Annotated in this window: 13 protein-coding genes; 12 read left to right on the top strand and 1 reads right to left on the bottom strand. The window is 45.7% G+C overall.

What is annotated here, in order from left to right:
- Positions 1 to 172: 172 nt before the first annotated feature.
- The 9 genes from I2I33_RS03270 (at position 173) to I2I33_RS03230 (ending at position 11,727) form a co-directional block, all read left to right on the top strand.
- Complete coding sequence (locus I2I33_RS03270; protein ID WP_087420009.1) at positions 173 to 1,468, top strand: TolC family protein; 1,296 nt, start codon at positions 173 to 175, stop codon at positions 1,466 to 1,468.
- 18 nt (positions 1,469 to 1,486) lie between these two features.
- The gene (locus I2I33_RS03265) at positions 1,487 to 2,395 is read left to right on the top strand and encodes an efflux RND transporter periplasmic adaptor subunit (RefSeq protein ID WP_087420620.1); all 909 of its coding nucleotides are present in this window, start codon (positions 1,487 to 1,489) and stop codon (positions 2,393 to 2,395) included.
- Entirely contained in the window at positions 2,392 to 5,514 is a 3,123-nt protein-coding gene (locus tag I2I33_RS03260) for an efflux RND transporter permease subunit (protein WP_087420010.1), read from the top strand. The genes I2I33_RS03265 and I2I33_RS03260 overlap by 4 nt, the downstream gene beginning before the upstream one ends.
- Before the next feature lie 109 nt (positions 5,515 to 5,623).
- Positions 5,624 to 6,865, top strand: a complete 1,242-nt coding sequence (locus tag I2I33_RS03255) for a phosphatase PAP2 family protein (RefSeq protein WP_087420011.1) — start codon at positions 5,624 to 5,626, stop codon at positions 6,863 to 6,865.
- Positions 6,866 to 6,998: 133 nt separating this feature from the next.
- Positions 6,999 to 8,006, top strand: coding sequence for a flavin reductase (locus I2I33_RS03250; RefSeq protein WP_087420012.1), 1,008 nt, complete (start codon positions 6,999 to 7,001; stop codon positions 8,004 to 8,006).
- Between the two features lie 11 nt (positions 8,007 to 8,017).
- A complete protein-coding gene (locus tag I2I33_RS03245) occupies positions 8,018 to 8,842 on the top strand; it encodes a carboxymuconolactone decarboxylase family protein (protein WP_087420013.1) in 825 nt (274 codons plus the stop codon).
- A gap of 16 nt (positions 8,843 to 8,858) precedes the next feature.
- Positions 8,859 to 9,710 (top strand): aldo/keto reductase, encoded by an 852-nt coding sequence (locus tag I2I33_RS03240; protein WP_087420014.1) that lies wholly within the window; start codon positions 8,859 to 8,861, stop codon positions 9,708 to 9,710.
- A 281-nt stretch (positions 9,711 to 9,991) separates the two neighbouring features.
- Complete coding sequence (locus tag I2I33_RS03235) at positions 9,992 to 10,558, top strand: sugar O-acetyltransferase (protein ID WP_087420015.1); 567 nt, start codon at positions 9,992 to 9,994, stop codon at positions 10,556 to 10,558.
- Positions 10,559 to 10,671: 113 nt separating this feature from the next.
- Entirely contained in the window at positions 10,672 to 11,727 is a 1,056-nt protein-coding gene (locus tag I2I33_RS03230) for a winged helix DNA-binding domain-containing protein (RefSeq protein WP_087420016.1), read from the top strand.
- Between the two features lie 7 nt (positions 11,728 to 11,734).
- On the opposite strand, the gene I2I33_RS03225 is transcribed toward I2I33_RS03230, so the two are convergent.
- Entirely contained in the window at positions 11,735 to 12,292 is a 558-nt protein-coding gene (locus I2I33_RS03225; RefSeq protein ID WP_087420017.1) for an RNA polymerase sigma-70 factor, read from the bottom strand.
- 109 nt (positions 12,293 to 12,401) lie between these two features.
- Here I2I33_RS03225 and I2I33_RS03220 point away from each other — a divergent pair, with 109 nt between their 5' ends.
- The 3 genes from I2I33_RS03220 to I2I33_RS03210 all read left to right on the top strand — a co-directional run bounded on the left by I2I33_RS03220 (position 12,402) and on the right by I2I33_RS03210 (position 16,719).
- Positions 12,402 to 14,072 carry a putative transporter gene (locus I2I33_RS03220; protein ID WP_087420018.1) on the top strand — a complete coding sequence of 557 codons (1,671 nt, stop codon included), beginning with the start codon at positions 12,402 to 12,404 and terminating at the stop codon, positions 14,070 to 14,072.
- A 172-nt stretch (positions 14,073 to 14,244) separates the two neighbouring features.
- Complete coding sequence (locus tag I2I33_RS03215; protein WP_195666730.1) at positions 14,245 to 16,473, top strand: heavy metal translocating P-type ATPase; 2,229 nt, start codon at positions 14,245 to 14,247, stop codon at positions 16,471 to 16,473.
- A 30-nt stretch (positions 16,474 to 16,503) separates the two neighbouring features.
- Positions 16,504 to 16,719, top strand: a complete 216-nt coding sequence (locus I2I33_RS03210) for a heavy-metal-associated domain-containing protein (RefSeq protein ID WP_027202647.1) — start codon at positions 16,504 to 16,506, stop codon at positions 16,717 to 16,719.
- The last annotated feature ends 3 nt before the right edge of the window (positions 16,720 to 16,722 follow it).

Here is a 16,722-nt window from a genome sequence, read left to right as displayed (position 1 = left end):
CCTGGTAATTTGCATGATTAAGAGTAGAAAATCCTTATTTAATCCCCAAGGATTCTTTCGCGATAGAGATAAATGAAAGGTTTCAAATGTACAAATTGATATCATGCTTCATATTTTCTCCAAAATTTCCCCAAAGTCATATTCTATTTTCGCCCAAAAAATAGAATAGAATATGAATCGGTTATTATTGTTACTTTCATTTGGCATGGTCAGCCTGCATTCATATGGGCAGGAAGAAAATGGTAGGTCTCTACATTATTATATAGAAACTGCCAAAGAGAATAGCCCACTGATAACGGATTACCGGAATCAAAGGGCGATAGAGCAAACAGAACTTGAACGGTTGAAAGCCATGTACACACATTCCCGGTTGGAGTTGAACGGGGATTATTTGTTTGTACCGATTATCTCAAAGGATGGCGGACGAACGGCTTTCAAATGGAATGCGCGTTCTGCCACGGATTATTACGGGTATGATTTGGGTGAAAGTAGTGGTTCCTTTCATGCCGGAGCGACTTGGACACAACCTCTTTTAGGCAGAGGTTCATACAAGGTTGCGCAAGAGCAAGAAAAAATAAATACGGATATGGCAGACTATCGTATCCGCATGGAGGAACATCAGTTGGAACGTTCTGTCACAGAACAATATCTGCTTTGCCTCCTTGACAGGGCACAAATGGATTTTACGGATTCCGTTGGAGGCATGATTAATCGTCGAATAGAGATTGTTCAAAAGCTGCTTGAAAATGGACTATCCAAACAATCGGATCTGAAACTGCTTGCCATTGAGCGGGAGGCAAATAGGGAATTGTATGCTGCGGCTTGCCAGTCTTACCATACCCATCTGATGGATTTAAATTTACTTTGCGGCATTGATGACACGACAGATGTGGTATTGCCAGATATAAACCTGTTCATCCGGTTACAGGCGGATGGTGAGCAAAGTTTTTTTACCGAGCAATTCCGGTTGGATAGTCTAAATACGGTGGCATCTTTGCGTTCCTTTAACCTGCAATACAAGCCCCGGCTAGATTTGTTTGTGAATGGGGGAATACAAATTGGTGATTTTACCGGATGGTATCGGCATTTCGGATGGAGTGCCGGATTGACATTTTCATGGACAATTTTCGATGGCAGGCAGAAACGCTGGAAAGAGCGTCAAGCTCAGTTACAACAGAATAGTATTCAGGCTTATAAAGATAATTCAGAATATCAAAGAAGTATGAAGATTCGACAATGCCTGTCCGAGTTGAATAGATATGATGAAAGAGAAAGAATGTTGGAAAATCAGGTTGCTGAGTATGAATCTGTTCTGTCCGATTACAACAAGGAGATGGGCGTCGGTCAGGTATCAATGTTAGATTATATCACGGTTCTTCGGAATAAGATTCAAACGGAGAAAGACCGTTTGTTGCTCCGGACAAATAAACAGCTTGTTATAGCCGCCTATAATTATTGGAATTGGTAATATTAAATCATTATGGTTATGAAATATTTTATTATTTTATTATCGCTTGTACTGGGGCTTAATGGATGCAAACAAAGGGATGCGTCGACGGTAAATGTAAAGGAAGAAGAACCCCGGACCTCTGTTACATTAACTCACGTGACTTTAGGTAAAATCGAGAAAGAAATCGTATTCTCTGCAACCACGGTCTTTCAAAATAAGTCGGTTATCAGCGCACCGATTCCTGCTTTCATTACGGAAGTTCTCGTGACCCCGGCAGCAAGGGTGAAAATGGGGCAGACTCTTTACAAGATCGAGAGTAAAGAACAACACGCTTTAGGGAATGGAGATCATGTCTCCATTCCCATAAAAGCGGAACGTGACGGTATTATTCTTGACGTACAGCAACAGGTAGGAAGTTATGTCACTGAAGGTGCGGAACTTTGTTCTATCGCCGAATTAGAAAGCCTTGCCTTCGAGATTAATATTCCTTACGAGCAACAACGGTATGCGCGTGCCGGGAATAAGTGCATACTGGAATTACCTGACGGAACCCGACTGACGGCAACGGTTCATTCTCCATTGGTAATGATGAATACGACTTCACAGGCCGAGAGGGTGATTGCACGAGCAAAAACACTTTTCCTGCCTGAAGGGATGAATGTTAAGGCTGTGTTTACAGTAAGTGATTCGTCGTCGGGTAATGGTATGATACTTCCCAAAGGTGCTGTACAGAGCGATGAGACGCTTACTGAACATTGGATTATGAAGTTATCTGACGATAGCACGGCAATCAAAGTTCCAGTAGAAATTGGTAACAGCAACGCTTTGGAAATTGAAATTAAATCGTCCGCCTTGTCTCCACGAGATCGTGTTGTCCTCACTGGCGGTTATGGTTTGGAAGACGGGGCAAAAGTGTTCATTGTGAAAGGGGAGGAGGAATTATGAATACGATACAGAAAAAAGGTCTCCATCAACTGTATTGCCGCCCGATTCTATTCGTGGGATTGCTTTTGTTGCTTGCGGGAGTGTGGTGTTATATGCGGATGCAGACCAATTTGTTTCCGGAGGTGTTGTTTCCCCGCATTACGGTGATAGCCGATGCCGGGCAACAGCCTGTTGATCGCATGATGATAACCGTTACCAAACCTTTGGAGAGTGCGGTGAAGAAAGTGCAGGGTACGACTGTTGTCAAAAGTAGTACAAGCCGGGGCAGTTGTGTGATAGATGTTTATTTCAACTGGGGATTGGATATTTATGCCTTAAAGACCCAACTGGAAAGTCGCATTAATGAGATTAAAAATTTTTTGCCTGATGGCACGGTTATTTCGACCGAAGCGATGAACCAGTCTTTGTTTCCGGTTTATGGGTTCACGTTGGAAAGTAAGACACATGGCCGGATAGCCCTGCATGATGTGGGAAATCTAGTGGTTCGTCCGATGTTCTCGCAAGTGGACGGTATCAGTAATGTTGTGGTGCGTGGGGGGAAGGTGAAAGAGTTTGTTGTCAAGCCCGATGCTTCAAAGATGACAGCTCTCGGTATCACTCCAGCACAGATAAAAACAGCTTTTGCACAAACAAATTTTGTACTGGGGAATGGTAACGTGGCAGATTATAGTCGTTTGTATTTGACACTGACTGATACACGAATCAATGATATGGAAGAGTTACGGAATGTGATTATCCGTAATGATGGTAAGCGGATCATCCGTTTACGTGATATAGTAACCGTTGAGATTCAGGAGCAACAAGAATTTTTGAAAATTAATGCGGATGGAAATGATGCCGTACTCGTTGATTTGGTGAAACAGCCGGGGGTGAATCTGATAGATTTCGCCAAACACGTGGAAAATAAGGCTGATGAGATAAGAAAGCAACTTCCGGTGGGTTATGAACTTAAACCTTATTATAATCAAAGTGCTTTCGTAGGCGATAGTATTCACAGTGTGCTGAAAACGATCTATGAAGGTTTGTTCCTTGCTCTTATTGTCATGGTCCTTTTCCTTCGTTCATGGCGGTCTAGTTTGGTGGTTATGCTGACTATTCCCGTTACGGTGGCTTTTAGTATTCTGCTTTGTTATTTGGCCGGTATTACCATTAATGTCATGTCACTTGGTGCGATGGCTGCTTCGGTAGGGCTGATTATTGACGATGCCATTGTCGTTATCGAACAGATTTATCGGGAGCATGAAGAACGGCCCGGTATAGACCGTTTCACGGTGGTACGCCATGCCATTCGAAACCTTTTTCCTGCCATGGTGGCTTCTTCTCTTTCAACGATTGTCATTCATTTCCCGTTCCGGTTGATGAGTGGGTTGGCAGGTAGTTTTTTCAAGGAACTGTCCGATACGATGCAACTTACGCTTGTTGCATCGTTTCTCGTAACTTGGTTGTTACTGCCCGTGTTACATCTCGTTATAGGATATAAGAAACAGTTTCGTCCGAAGGATTTGGACGTCAAGAAACTGGAAGAAAATTCCATCCGGAAAGTTCATTTCCTGACGGTAGTTTACCGTAAACCGTTGATTGCTGCCGGATTCGTCCTGCTCTTGGGTATGGGGGGCTGGTATACCGCTTCTCGATTACCTTCTGGTTTTTTACCTGATCTGGATGAAGGAACGATTGTACTTGATTATCATTCTCCTGTCGGAACGGATATAGAGGAAACTGATCGTTTGTGTCGACAGATGGAACGTATCATAATGGCTCATCCCGATGTACAGGCCTATTCACGGCGCACGGCTCTAGGTATGTCGTTTAAGACTCGTCCCAGTAATTTCGGTGATTACTTGATCCAATTGAAGACCGACCGAAAAGTAAGTACACCCGAGGTGATCAGCGATCTGCGCCGGCAGATTTCTGTTGCGGTCCCGTTGATGACGATTGATTTCGGGCAACGTATTTCAGACTTGTTAGGCGACTTGATGAGTACGCCCAAACCTATCGAGGTGAAAATTTTTGGTGATGACTATGCTGTTTTACAACGGTTGGCGGGTGATGCGGAAAAAGTTATGCAGGCTGTTTCGGGTATTGTTGATATAGATAACGGTCTTGTACCTGCCGGAGCCTCATTGGTCTTTACCCCCAATCAAGAACGTCTTTCACAATTTGGGATTTCGGTGACTGATTTTCAGGAACAACTTACAGCACACACGGGTGGAATTCCTCTTTGCCAGTCCTCCAACATGATCGAGCCGAATCCTGCCCAGGCAGCCATGACGGGTGGACTGCAGATTGGTTCCGTGCAGGAGGGGGAACAAATGCGCCGAATCTTACTCCGTTTTACGGATTTTAAAGATAATTCCCCTGAATGGTTGGAGAATCAGCCTATTTTTTTGCCTGATGGTAGCACTCGTCCACTCAATTTCTTTTGTGATGTACGTGTCACTCCGGGAGAAATAGAGCAACGGCGTGAAGATTTGAAAAGTAATATTACTCTTACCGCTCGATTGGAAAACAGGGACTTGGGCCGTGCGATAGCCGACTTGCAAGCGGCTCTTGATACGCAACTTCGCCTTCCTCAGGGGTACAGTATCTCGTACGGTGGGGCCTATTCTGAACAACAACAGTCATTCCGCGAATTGATGATGATTCTTGCGCTTGCTGTGTTGTTGGTTTTTGCCGTTCTGATGTTTCTTTTCCGTGAATGGAGTATATCGTTGACCGTATTGTTTATTTCCGTGCTGGGCATCTGCGGTTGCTTGTTGGCATTGTGGTTGACGGGTGTACCCCTTAATGTGAGTAGTTATACGGGTATTATTATGGTGGTAGGTATTATTGCCGAGAATGCTATTTTCACCGTGTGGCAGTACAAGATGAATCGCCATTCGGGTGGAGATGTTTTTGAAGCTGTGGATTATGCCATAGCCCTACGTATTCGTCCCAAACTGATGACGGCTATTGGTGCGGTACTTGCTCTCATGCCTTTGGCTTTGGGAATTGGGTTGGGCGCACAAATGCAACAACCGTTGGCGGTGGCTGTCATCGGGGGATTTATCGTCGGTTTACCATTACTTTTGTTGGTATTGCCGAGTATGATGTTGTTAATTTATAAAAAGAATGGATGAAACATAGATAAATAACAATGGGTTTACGGTAAGATTCTGGTAAATCTTCAAATTTTCTTCAAAATCGTCCGATATTTTTACAGTCCTAATTCAATAAGATTATGACAGCATGAAAAGGATTGTACTATATATCATTGGCATTTGTAGCTTTGCTTTCTTATCGGCTCAAAATTTAGTAGAAGAGGATAGTCTGCGTGTTCCTGCGACAAGTAACTTTAGTAAAAGGCTTGACAGGTTCTCATCTTCCCGGCTTTACCAAATGACGTATATCGGTGTGCCGTTAGTGGTTGGTGGCTTGATCGTGAAAAGTGAAGACGACCATTTTCGGGGTTTGCGTAATACTTATCTGCCGCAGTTTGATCGGCATTTGGATGATTATCTACAATATACTCCTGCCGCGGTAATGCTTGGCATGAAAGTGGCTGGAGTACAAAGTCGTAGCTCATGGGGCAGGATGCTGGTTTCCGATGCCTTTTCTATTTTTCTTATGGGGGGAGTCGTAAATTTATTGAAACAAACAACTCATGTTGAGCGTCCGGACGGGTCAAATAAACACTCTTTTCCCTCCGGGCATACCGCTACGGCATTTATGACTGCCACCATGTTTAATAAGGAATACGGGCATAAGAGTCCGTGGGTTGGTATCGGGGCATACGGTGTTGCTACTGCTACCGGATTGATGCGGATGGCAAACAACAAACATTGGTTGAGTGATGTCTTGACCGGGGCGGGTATTGGTATACTTTCAACAGAGGTAGGCTATTATCTAGCGGATTTGATATTCAAGGAAAGAGGGATTAATCGTTTCGCAAATGAAGATATGTTCGATCGCATGGATAAGCCTTCTTTCGTGAGTCTGTATCTCGGTCTGAATATCCCGTTAAGTGGGTACGATATTGACGAGCAAACGGAGTTCCGTACTTCATCAGGTAGTTCGGCCGGTGTGGAGGGGGCATATTTCTTCAACCCGTACGTGGGTATTGGTGGGCGCTTCACGGTCTCCAATACATCAATAATAGTCAATAAAGATCGGGCGGAGAATAACACGTTCGATGCCTTATCGCTTTGTGGGGGAAGTTATTTTTCATATCCGTTATCTTCACGATGGTTGATAGGCAGTAAACTTTTGGGAGGATATGTACATTATCCGCAATTGAAACTCACCGACCGATTGGTTCCCGCAAGAAACGGGTTTTGTTTCGGAAGTGGCATTTCGTTGACATTCAAAGCAAAGGAACATTATGGAGTCCGCTTTTTCTTCGATTATAATTTACTTCCGTCGCATAGTAAAAATAGTAATGAATACATGAATACGCTTACTTTGGGGACATCATTCATGATCACCTTTTAAATTCATATTCACCCGTGGGGGTAATTACAAAATCGGGAATTTGGGTATGAATATCCGTAATTCATATACAAACCCGCTTGTTCCATTGCCGTAAATTTGCCATCAGAAGTTTAATAATAAAAGATAGCAAATTATGGATGGGAGAAACCTTTTGAAAACAGTATCGAGTTTTGTGCTGCTTACCATGTTGTCATGCAGCCCGACAGTGAAAGAGAATACTGACCAGCCCAATATAATGGAAGTGGAAAAGAAAAATCTCGGCAAACTGTTGGCTCTCTATCCGAAGCCGATGACAGTTGTTGGTACGAAGGTGGAAGGAAAGGTGAATTGGCTTGTTGTCGGACATACGGGTGTTATCGGTCATGATCGCGTACTCGTCAGTATGAGTAAACAACATTATTCCAATCAGGGAATCAAGCAATCGAAAAAACTCTCCATTAATCTCGTTAGCCGGGAGATGCTGCCTAAAGCGGATTATGTGGGTAGTGTGAGCGGGGAGACGGTTGATAAATCGAGCGTGTTCGCTTATCATATCGGGGAGAATGGTACGCCTGTGATTGACGTGTCGCCTTTGACAATGGAGTGTAACGTGGTGGATATTTACGAAACCGAGGGGTTTGATAATTTCATCTGCACCGTGGTTAATACCTATGCGCTTCCCGATGTACTTGATCATAACGGTAAACTCGACTATACCCGGTTAAAGCCTGTGTTGTTTGAATTTCCGACTTACTCTTACCTTGCCACGGGGGAGGTGATCGGGAAGTGTCTGAATCTGGATGAGGAGTCCGGTATGTGTGCGAAACAACCGATGGCGGCTGATGGTATTGTGCGCCTGTCGAAAATAGAGGTTTATCCGGAGTATCTTGACGAGTATATGAAATACGCAACGGAAGTGGGCGAAGTTTCCCTGCGCATCGAACCGGGGGTGTTGACTATGTATGCTGTCAGCGAAAAGGAGAATCCCTGTATGGTAACGATTCTCGAAACCTATGCCAGTCAAAAGGCTTACGAGTTACATATTGCATCGGAACATTTTCAAAAGTACAAACAGGGAACGTTGCACATGGTTAAGAGACTGACGCTTTCTGACCAGACGCCCCTTAATCCTGCAAATCAAATTAATAACTTCATTCAATAAACAAAACGACTATGAATAAATTTCTCTTATTTTCAGTATTCAGTATTTTAACATTCAATGTTATGGCACAAGAAAAGATCGTACAGACGGCTGGGCGTAATCAACTCGGAGAGTTTGCCCCTAAATTTGCGGAACTTAATGATGATGTACTTTTTGGTGAAGTTTGGAGCCGCACGGATAAACTGGGTCTGCGTGACCGTAGTCTAGTAACCATTACCTCCCTCATTAGTCAGGGTATTACGGATAGTTCGCTTACTTATCATCTTCAGACGGCAAAAAAGAACGGAATTACCCGTACTGAAATTGCCGAGATTATCACCCATATAGGATTTTATGCCGGTTGGCCGAAGGCGTGGGCTGCATTTAATTTGGCCAAGGGAGTGTGGGCAGAAGATTCGACAGGTAATGATGCTAAGGCTGCTTTCCAACGTGAAATGATTTTCCCTATCGGCGAGCCGAATACGGCCTACGCGAAGTATTTTATTGGTAATAGCTACCTCGCCCCGGTTTCTCGTGAGCAAGTTGCGATTTCCAATGTTACGTTTGAACCGCGTTGCCGCAATAACTGGCATATCCATCGTGCAACGAAAGGTGGCGGGCAAATGCTTATCGGTGTTGCCGGACGGGGGTGGTATCAAGAAGAGGGTAAGGCTCCCGTGGAGATTCTGCCCGGTACGGTCATCCATATTCCCGCGAACGTGAAACATTGGCACGGGGCAGCCGCTGATAGTTGGTTTGCTCATTTGGCCTTCGAGGTTCCCGGAGAGAAAACCTCCAACGAATGGCTCGAACCGGTTACGGATGAAGAGTACAACAAGCTCGAACAGACTAAATAATTATTCCTGTATAACTATGGATTTCAGGGAATTGAATAACGGGGTGAAGATGCCGATGCAAGGTTTCGGTGTCTTCCAAATACCCGATGCAACCGAGTGCGAGAGAGTCGTTACCGATGCTCTCGCTACCGGTTACCGGCTTATCGACACGGCGTCGGTATATGGAAATGAACGGGCTGTCGGGGCGGCTATTCGCAACAGCGGTATTTTGCGGGAAGAGTTGTTTATTACAACCAAAGCGTGGATCTCGGAGATGGGATACGAACAGACGTTACGGTCATTCGATGTTTCGTTAGCCCGTTTAGGTTTGGATTATCTTGATCTTTATCTGATACATATGCCTTTCGGGGATTATTACGGGGCGTGGCGGGCAATGGAAGAACTTTATTCGGCAGGCCGTGTACGAGCCATCGGGGTTTGTAATTTCGAACCGGATCGATTGTCGGATTTGTGTCACAATGCGAGCGTTATCCCGGCAGTCAATCAAATTGAAATGCATCCTTATACCCGGCAGAGTGAGGCGGTGCGGATCATGGGGGAACTTGGCGTACAGATGGAGGCATGGGGACCTTTGGCCGAAGGACGGAACGGGCTGTTTACCGATGAAATATTGACCGGAATCGGTCGTAAATATGGTAAATCGGCAGCACAGGTCGTACTGCGTTGGCATTTGCAACGTGGTGTTGTTGCCATCCCGAAGTCGGTACATCGGACTCGGATGGAGGAGAATTTCAATATCGGAGATTTCACTTTGTCGGTGGAGGATATGGCGGCAATTGATGCCATGGATACGGGATGCAGCACGATTCTTGATTTGCACGCCCCGGCCGAAGTGGAACGACTTTATAATATTGAATGCCAAGCATAATAAATATTGGAATTTATACATGAATTTGCAGTACATCAACTCCCTCCCCCCTTCGGGGTACTCCCTCTATAAACAGAGGGAGCGTTGAAATACTCTCTATTTTCGGGAAGAGTCACCAGCTCCTCCTCTGTTTATAGAGGAGGTGGCACGAAGTGACGGAGGAGTTTGAGTATGAAAACAAGCATTACCTTCATGGACTGTAAAGTAGTATGTAATTACAATACGTCCTTTAATTTTGTACTATGGGGATGTACCCATAAGATTTGAAAGGAAATAAAGATATGACAACGAAGGAATTTAAAGAGTATGTAAAGATGCGTAAGGCGCTTAATACAGAGGAAATACATCGTTTTATGGATGCCATGAGTAACGAGGCGAGACGGATCACATTCCTGTTGAATACGGCATACCGTACACCGGACGAAGTACGTGGGTTGCTTTCCGAATTGTTTGGTTATCAAGTGCCGTCGTCCCTTCGGGTATTTCCTCCGTTTTATGCGGATTTTGGAAAGAATATTACTGTTGGGGAGAACGTATTTATTAATGCCTGTTGTCATTTTCAAGATCATGGCGGGGTGACCATTGGCGATGGATGCCAAATTGGGCATAATGTTGTTTTCGCCACGCTCAACCACGGGTTAGCCCCGGAAGATCGTAAAACGACTTATCCGGCTCCTATTGTGTTGGGTAAAAATGTGTGGGTAGGTTCCAACGCAACAATTCTTCAAGGAGTAACCATTGGTGACAATGCTGTTATCGGTGCGGGTGCGGTCGTTACGAAAGATGTGGCGGCGAATGCGATTGTAGGCGGTGTTCCTGCACGTTTTATCAAAATGATAGACGGGTGAGGATATATTAATTGAAAGATATATTTACTTTATTTTACCCGGTTCTGCTGTTTTATAGAGAGTTCTTTATATATTTGAAAAAATGAACGAAGTAGTTCTAAAAATACAAATATATGATTACAGATATTCGTTTGAGAAGTCAGCAATTGGTGAATCCGGCTTTTAATGATCCCAAGGAACTTGTGGCATGGATGGGGGCTTTGCAGGGGCAGGAGTATAGTATGGCGAAGTGGGCCGTGGGGTTACGGTTGAAGAAACCGGACATCCGGAAGGTGGAGGCGGCTTTGGAGAAAGGGGAGATATTGCGGACTCACGTGTTGCGCCCGACTTGGCATCTGGTGGTGGCGGAGGATATTCGATGGATGTTGAAATTGTCTGTCAGACGGGTGAAGTTGGCGTACGATTCGTATTGGAAAAATCATGGAATATCGGAAGAGTTGTATATCAAGAGTCTTGAAGTGATCGTGAGGGCTTTGGAGGGGAATCGCTACTTGACCCGACAGGAGATTGGAGAGGAGTTGAACCGAGCGGGTGTTATCGTGGGGGATGATCTGGTCGGGTATTTTCTGGGAAGGGCGGAAGTTGACAGTATCATCTGTAATGGCGTGGATAAGGGAAATAAACGTACGTATGCTTTGCTGGATGAACGGGTGCCCCCGATGAAAGAGTTACACAAGGAAGAGGCTTTGGCAAAATTGGCGATCAAATATTTCAGAAGTCATTCCCCTGCCAGCTTGCAGGATTTTATCTGGTGGTCGGGGTTATCTATAACGGAGGCAAAACAGGCCGTCGGGTTGATTGATGCGGAACTGATTACGGAGAGGATTGGGGAGACGGACTGGTTAATCCATCATTCGTGTGCAAGGAATGTACGGGCGAAGCGGGTTATACATTTGTTACCCTCGTATGATGAATATCTTATTAGTTATAAAGATCGTTCGATGGCATTGGCGCCGGAATATTATAGGAAGGCTTTTAATACTTTTGGAATTTTCTACCCGGTGATTTTGTATAACGGGAAGATTGTTGGGAATTGGAATAAGTCTACTAAAAAGAAAGCATTAGGGGTTGAGTCTTCTTTCTTTATACCGGGTATTGAGGTCGATGAGGGAGAGTTGGATAAGGCAAAAGAAAGGTTTAGAGTGTTTAATAACGGGGAAAATGACTGATGCCGGATCAGTCGAAACGTCGGTGCGGATGTGAGAACAGAAGCAACAAGAGAGAAGCGGGAAATTCGTCCCGTAAGGTTTTTAAGCCTGTCGTGATGTGAGTTTTCACGGTATTCACCGAAATATTTAATTCTTCGGCAATTTCTTTATACTTTTTACATTCGATAAAACTGAGTTTCATCACTTGCGAGCAACGTTCGGGGAGGAGTTCTATGCGGGCCAGAATGCGTTCCAACAATTCTTCCCGGGCGGAATCATCCGATAGCGTGTAAGTCGGGTCGTCTGCAAGGTGTTGACGTACGTGATTATTCTGGATTTTTTTATGTTCCAAATAGTTCAACGCCCGGTTACGGGTGAGGCTGAACAGGTAGGGAAATATGGGGCGGGTGAAATCAATGGAGGCCCGGTGATACCATAAACTGAGGAACACGTCGTGTACAATGTCTTTGGAGGCATCCAGATCGTTTACCAAGCTCATGGCATGGAAACAGAGGGTACGATAGTGTTGCTTGAATAATTGTTCAAACACGAGGCTACTTTGTTTATTGTCTTGCACACGTTCCATAATCCGCTTTGGTTGTTTGCAAAGTTAGGAAAAGTGAAATTAAAAACAAAATAGCTCCTGATACGTATTCCTGTTTTTTTAATTAATTTTGGCGTTCAAAGATAAGATTATGGAATGGTTGAGTAGTTTATTAACAGAACATTCAGTGATTCAGGCAGTAATCGTGGTTTCACTGGTGTCTGCGGTGGGGCTGGCTTTAGGAAAAATCAGCATGTGGGGCGTGTCGTTGGGAGTAACTTTCGTGTTTTTCGTGGGCATCATGGCAGGACATTTCGGGTTGTCGATCGATCCGCAGATGTTGAATTACGCGGAGAGTTTCGGGTTGATTATTTTCGTGTATGCCTTGGGGGTACAGGTGGGACCCGGTTTTTTCTCTTCCTTGGGAAAGGGAGGGCTGAAATTGAATATGTTGGCCATGTTGGTGGTTTTGTTGGGAATCGTGATGACCTTGGGATTTCATTGGTCCACGGGAGTGTCGTTGCCGGATATGGTGGGAATTCTGAGTGGTGCGGTGACAAATACGCCTGCTTTGGGTGCGGCTCAACAGACGTTGAAACAATTGAATGATCCCGCTATTCAACAATCAGATCTGGCATTGGGGTGTGCCGTGGCTTATCCGTTAGGGGTGGTGGGTGTGATTCTGGCTGTTATTTTTGTACGTAAACTTTTCGCATCCAGTATATTTTTCAAGAAAAGTGATGAAGATAGCCACAAGAAGACGGTGGTTATGGGATTTCTCGTGAGCAATCCCGGTGTGTCCGGTAAGACCATCCAAGAGATCGCCCGGCAATCGTCGAAGAAGTTTGTGGTTTCCCGGTTGTGGCGGGATGAGAAGGTGATTATCCCGGCGTCCGATACCGTGGTGAGAGAGGGGGATTGTTTGTTGATGATCACGACGGAAGGGGACGTGGAGGCGCTGACGATGTTGATCGGGAAGCGAGATACGAGGGATTGGAATAAGGAAGATATTGACTGGGATGCTATTGATAGTCAATTGGTGTCCCACCGGATCGTGATTACCCGACCGGAGATTAACGGGAAACGGTTAGGAGCGTTGCGGTTGAGAAATCAATACGGGATAAATATAACCCGCATTTACCGGGCGGGTATCGTGTTGTTGCCCACGCCGGATTTGACCTTGCAGTTGGGTGATCGGTTGACGGTGGTCGGGGAGGAATCGGCTATCGCAAAGGTGGAGAACGTGGTGGGGAATGCCGTGAAGGATTTGGATGAGCCGAATCTGGTGGCCGTTTTTATCGGGATGGTATTGGGGTTGTTGCTGGGATCAATTCCTTTGACGATTCCGGGTATCAGTTTTCCGGTAAAGTTGGGATTGGCCGGGGGACCAATTGTAATGGGGATTCTCGTGGGGGCTTTCGGTCCTCGGATTCACATGGTGACTTACACGACAATAAGTGCCAATCTGATGTTGCGGGCGCTGGGGCTTTCCATGTATCTGGCTTGTCTGGGACTGGATGCGGGAACTCATTTCTTTGAAACCGTGTTTCGTCCAGAAGGGGCGTTGTGGGTCGGATTGGGATTTGCGATTACGGTGATTCCGGTGATTCTTGTTGCGGCCGTGTCTATTAAATGGATGAAGATTGATTTCGGTTCGGTGGCCGGGATGTTGTGCGGGAGTATGTCGAACCCGATGGCGTTGAATTACGTGAATAGCACGGTGGATAGTGATACGCCTTCGGTGGCTTACGCGACGGTTTACCCGCTGACGATGTTCGTGAGGGTTATTATGGCACAGGTGATTTTGATGCTATTTTTGTAAGTAAGGAGGTCAAATACTCGTAATTCGTCAATAGTATACAATCATTTCTTGTGAAAATGTTAAAATAAAACAGTTCGCTGGTATAAGATTTGATGCAAGTTAAGGGTTGTTAGTGGTAAGATTGTAACTAAACGTTACGATATTCCGTAAACATATATTCAAACAATGTGAAATGTCAGGAAAAGAAATTCATACGAAAGAGACTTTCCAAGTTTTGGGCATGAGTTGTGCTGTCTGCGCTTTGAATGTGGAAACAACACTCGGTGCTCAAGAGGGAGTTTACGAGGCAAAGGTAAATTTTGCCGGTTCAACCGTTTTAGTGGATTATAATCCGCAGGTGATTACACCCGTGGAACTTCAAAAGGCCGTGGAGGCTGCCGGTTACGAACTGGTGGTGGAAAACACGGAGGATACGGATCAAGCGGATCGTTTGCAGCGGGAAGAGTTTCTCGCGTTAAAACGAAAGACGATCGGGGCTATTGTTTTGGCGATACCCGTGTTCGTGATTGGTATGTTTTTTATGCATATGCCCTATGGTAATTGGATTATGCTGGCTTTTACGATTCCGGTGATGGCGTTTTTCGGGCGGGACTTTTTTGTCCATGCCTATATGCAGTTGAAACACGGACGTGCGAATATGGACACGTTGGTGGCCGTCAGTACGGGAGTGGCATTTTTGTTCAGTCTGTTCAACACGATTTGGCCGGAATATTGGACGAGTCGGGGATTGGAGGCTCACGTGTACTACGAGGCCGCTGCGGTGATTATTGCTCTGATTTTGTTGGGGCGTTTGCTGGAGGCAAAGGCCAAGTTCAGTACTTCGACTGCGATAAAGAAATTGATGGGGTTACAACCCAAAACGGTGACTAAAATTCTTGCCGACGGCAGCGAAGAGGAGGTGCCTATCCGTGAGGTGGCGGTAGGGGATGTTCTGGTCGTGAAACCGGGGGAAAAGATTCCGGTGGATGGGGAAGTGACGGAAGGGGCTTCTTTTGTCGACGAGAGTATGATTACCGGGGAGTCGATACCCGTGGAGAAGGTGAAAGGACAACCCGTGTATGCCGGGACAATAAACGAGAAGGGAAGTTTCCGTTTCCGTGCCGATAAGGTTGGGGGAGAAACCGTTTTGGCCAATATTATTCGGATGGTGCAGGAGGCACAGGGAAGTAAAGCTCCCGTGCAGAAACTGGTGGACCGTATTGCCGGAATTTTTGTTCCGGTAGTGATGGGGATTGCGGTAATCACGTTTATCGTGTGGATGCTGATAGGTGGAGACCTTGCTTTCACTCATGCATTGCTGACGTCCATCACGGTGCTGGTTATTGCCTGCCCGTGTGCGCTGGGATTGGCGACGCCGACAGCGATCATGGTCGGGATCGGTAAAGGGGCGGAACATAATATACTGATCAAGGATGCCGAGAGCTTGGAGCTGATGTACCGGGTGAATGCGATCGTGCTGGATAAGACGGGGACGATCACGGAGGGAAAACCTGTCGTGACGGATATTTACTGGACTCCGGGGTCGGAAGACGAGCGTTATCCATCCATCCTCTTGGAGATCGAACGGCGTTCGGAACATCCGCTGGCAGATGCCGTGGTGCAGAAGTTTAAAGAGAAGGTTGTGAATGAAATATCGGTTTCGGATTTCGAGAATCAGACCGGTAAAGGGGTGACTGCAAAAGTCGGGGATAAGGTATATCTTGTTGGGAACCGGGCTTTACTGGAAGTGAGTCATGTTATTTTAGATGATGATAACGAGAAGCTTGCTGTCCGGTGGGAAGGCGACGGCAAAACGGTTGTCTTTTTTGCCGGAGAGGGTCGGGTGCTGGCATTGGTTGCTATTGCCGATAAGATCAAGGAAAGTTCTCGTCAGGCGGTTACGACGCTGCATGAAAAAGGAATTGATGTCTATATGCTGACCGGGGATAATGCCTTGACGGCTCGTGCTGTGGCAGATCAGGTGGGTATTCGTCATTTTAAGGCTGAAGTGATGCCGGGTGAGAAGGCTAATTTCGTGGAGGCCTTGCAGTACGAAGGGAAAGTGGTGGCCATGGTGGGTGACGGAATCAACGATTCGCAGGCGTTGGCACAGGCTGACGTGAGTATTGCCATGGGAAAAGGGTCGGATATTGCCATGGACGTGGCAAAGGTGACTTTGATTACTTCCGATCTGAACGTGATTCCCCGTGCTATCGCGCTTTCGCATCAGACGGTGCGGGCGATTCGACAAAATTTGTTCTGGGCGTTTATTTATAATATAATTGGTATTCCTTTAGCGGCAGGGGTGTTGTACGGGATCAACGGTTTTTTACTCAACCCGATGATTGCGGCTGCCGCGATGGCTTTCAGTTCGGTGTCCGTGGTGACTAATAGTTTGAGAATTAAATGGAAGAAATTGTAGCTATTATATAAACCAATAAAAGAAAGCAACATGGAAAAAAAGTTCAGATTTAAGACAACGTTGAAATGCAGTGGCTGCGTATCGAAAGTCACTCCGTTTTTGAATAGTTTGAGAGACGTGACGGAATGGAGCGTGGATTTGCAACATCCGGACAAGGTGCTGACGGTTATGTTGAAGACCGGAGATACGCACTCGGTGAAGAAGGCGTTTGAGAACGCGGGGTATAAAGTTGAAGAGTTCAGATAAACG

The sequence above is a fragment of the Butyricimonas sp. BSD2780061689_150309_C8 genome (assembly GCF_015560935.1).
GTDB classification, from domain to species: Bacteria; Bacteroidota; Bacteroidia; order Bacteroidales; family Marinifilaceae; genus Butyricimonas; species Butyricimonas paravirosa.
The sequence above is the reverse complement of the archived record's forward strand: the minus strand, read 5'-3'. Positions and strand labels throughout refer to the sequence as shown.

Bases quoted from the DNA above. Each gene is read 5' to 3' on its own strand.
- I2I33_RS03270 (WP_087420009.1), top strand. From the start codon at position 173: ATGAATCGGTTATTATTGTTACTTTCATTTGGCATGGTCAGCCTGCAT.
- I2I33_RS03265 (WP_087420620.1), top strand. From the start codon at position 1,487: ATGAAATATTTTATTATTTTATTATCGCTTGTACTGGGGCTTAATGGA.
- I2I33_RS03260 (WP_087420010.1), top strand. From the start codon at position 2,392: ATGAATACGATACAGAAAAAAGGTCTCCATCAACTGTATTGCCGCCCG.
- I2I33_RS03255 (WP_087420011.1), top strand. From the start codon at position 5,624: ATGAAAAGGATTGTACTATATATCATTGGCATTTGTAGCTTTGCTTTC.
- I2I33_RS03250 (WP_087420012.1), top strand. From the start codon at position 6,999: ATGGATGGGAGAAACCTTTTGAAAACAGTATCGAGTTTTGTGCTGCTT.
- I2I33_RS03245 (WP_087420013.1), top strand. From the start codon at position 8,018: ATGAATAAATTTCTCTTATTTTCAGTATTCAGTATTTTAACATTCAAT.
- I2I33_RS03240 (WP_087420014.1), top strand. From the start codon at position 8,859: ATGGATTTCAGGGAATTGAATAACGGGGTGAAGATGCCGATGCAAGGT.
- I2I33_RS03235 (WP_087420015.1), top strand. From the start codon at position 9,992: ATGACAACGAAGGAATTTAAAGAGTATGTAAAGATGCGTAAGGCGCTT.
- I2I33_RS03230 (WP_087420016.1), top strand. From the start codon at position 10,672: ATGATTACAGATATTCGTTTGAGAAGTCAGCAATTGGTGAATCCGGCT.
- I2I33_RS03225 (WP_087420017.1), bottom strand. From the start codon at position 12,292: ATGGAACGTGTGCAAGACAATAAACAAAGTAGCCTCGTGTTTGAACAA.
- I2I33_RS03220 (WP_087420018.1), top strand. From the start codon at position 12,402: ATGGAATGGTTGAGTAGTTTATTAACAGAACATTCAGTGATTCAGGCA.
- I2I33_RS03215 (WP_195666730.1), top strand. From the start codon at position 14,245: ATGTCAGGAAAAGAAATTCATACGAAAGAGACTTTCCAAGTTTTGGGC.
- I2I33_RS03210 (WP_027202647.1), top strand. From the start codon at position 16,504: ATGGAAAAAAAGTTCAGATTTAAGACAACGTTGAAATGCAGTGGCTGC.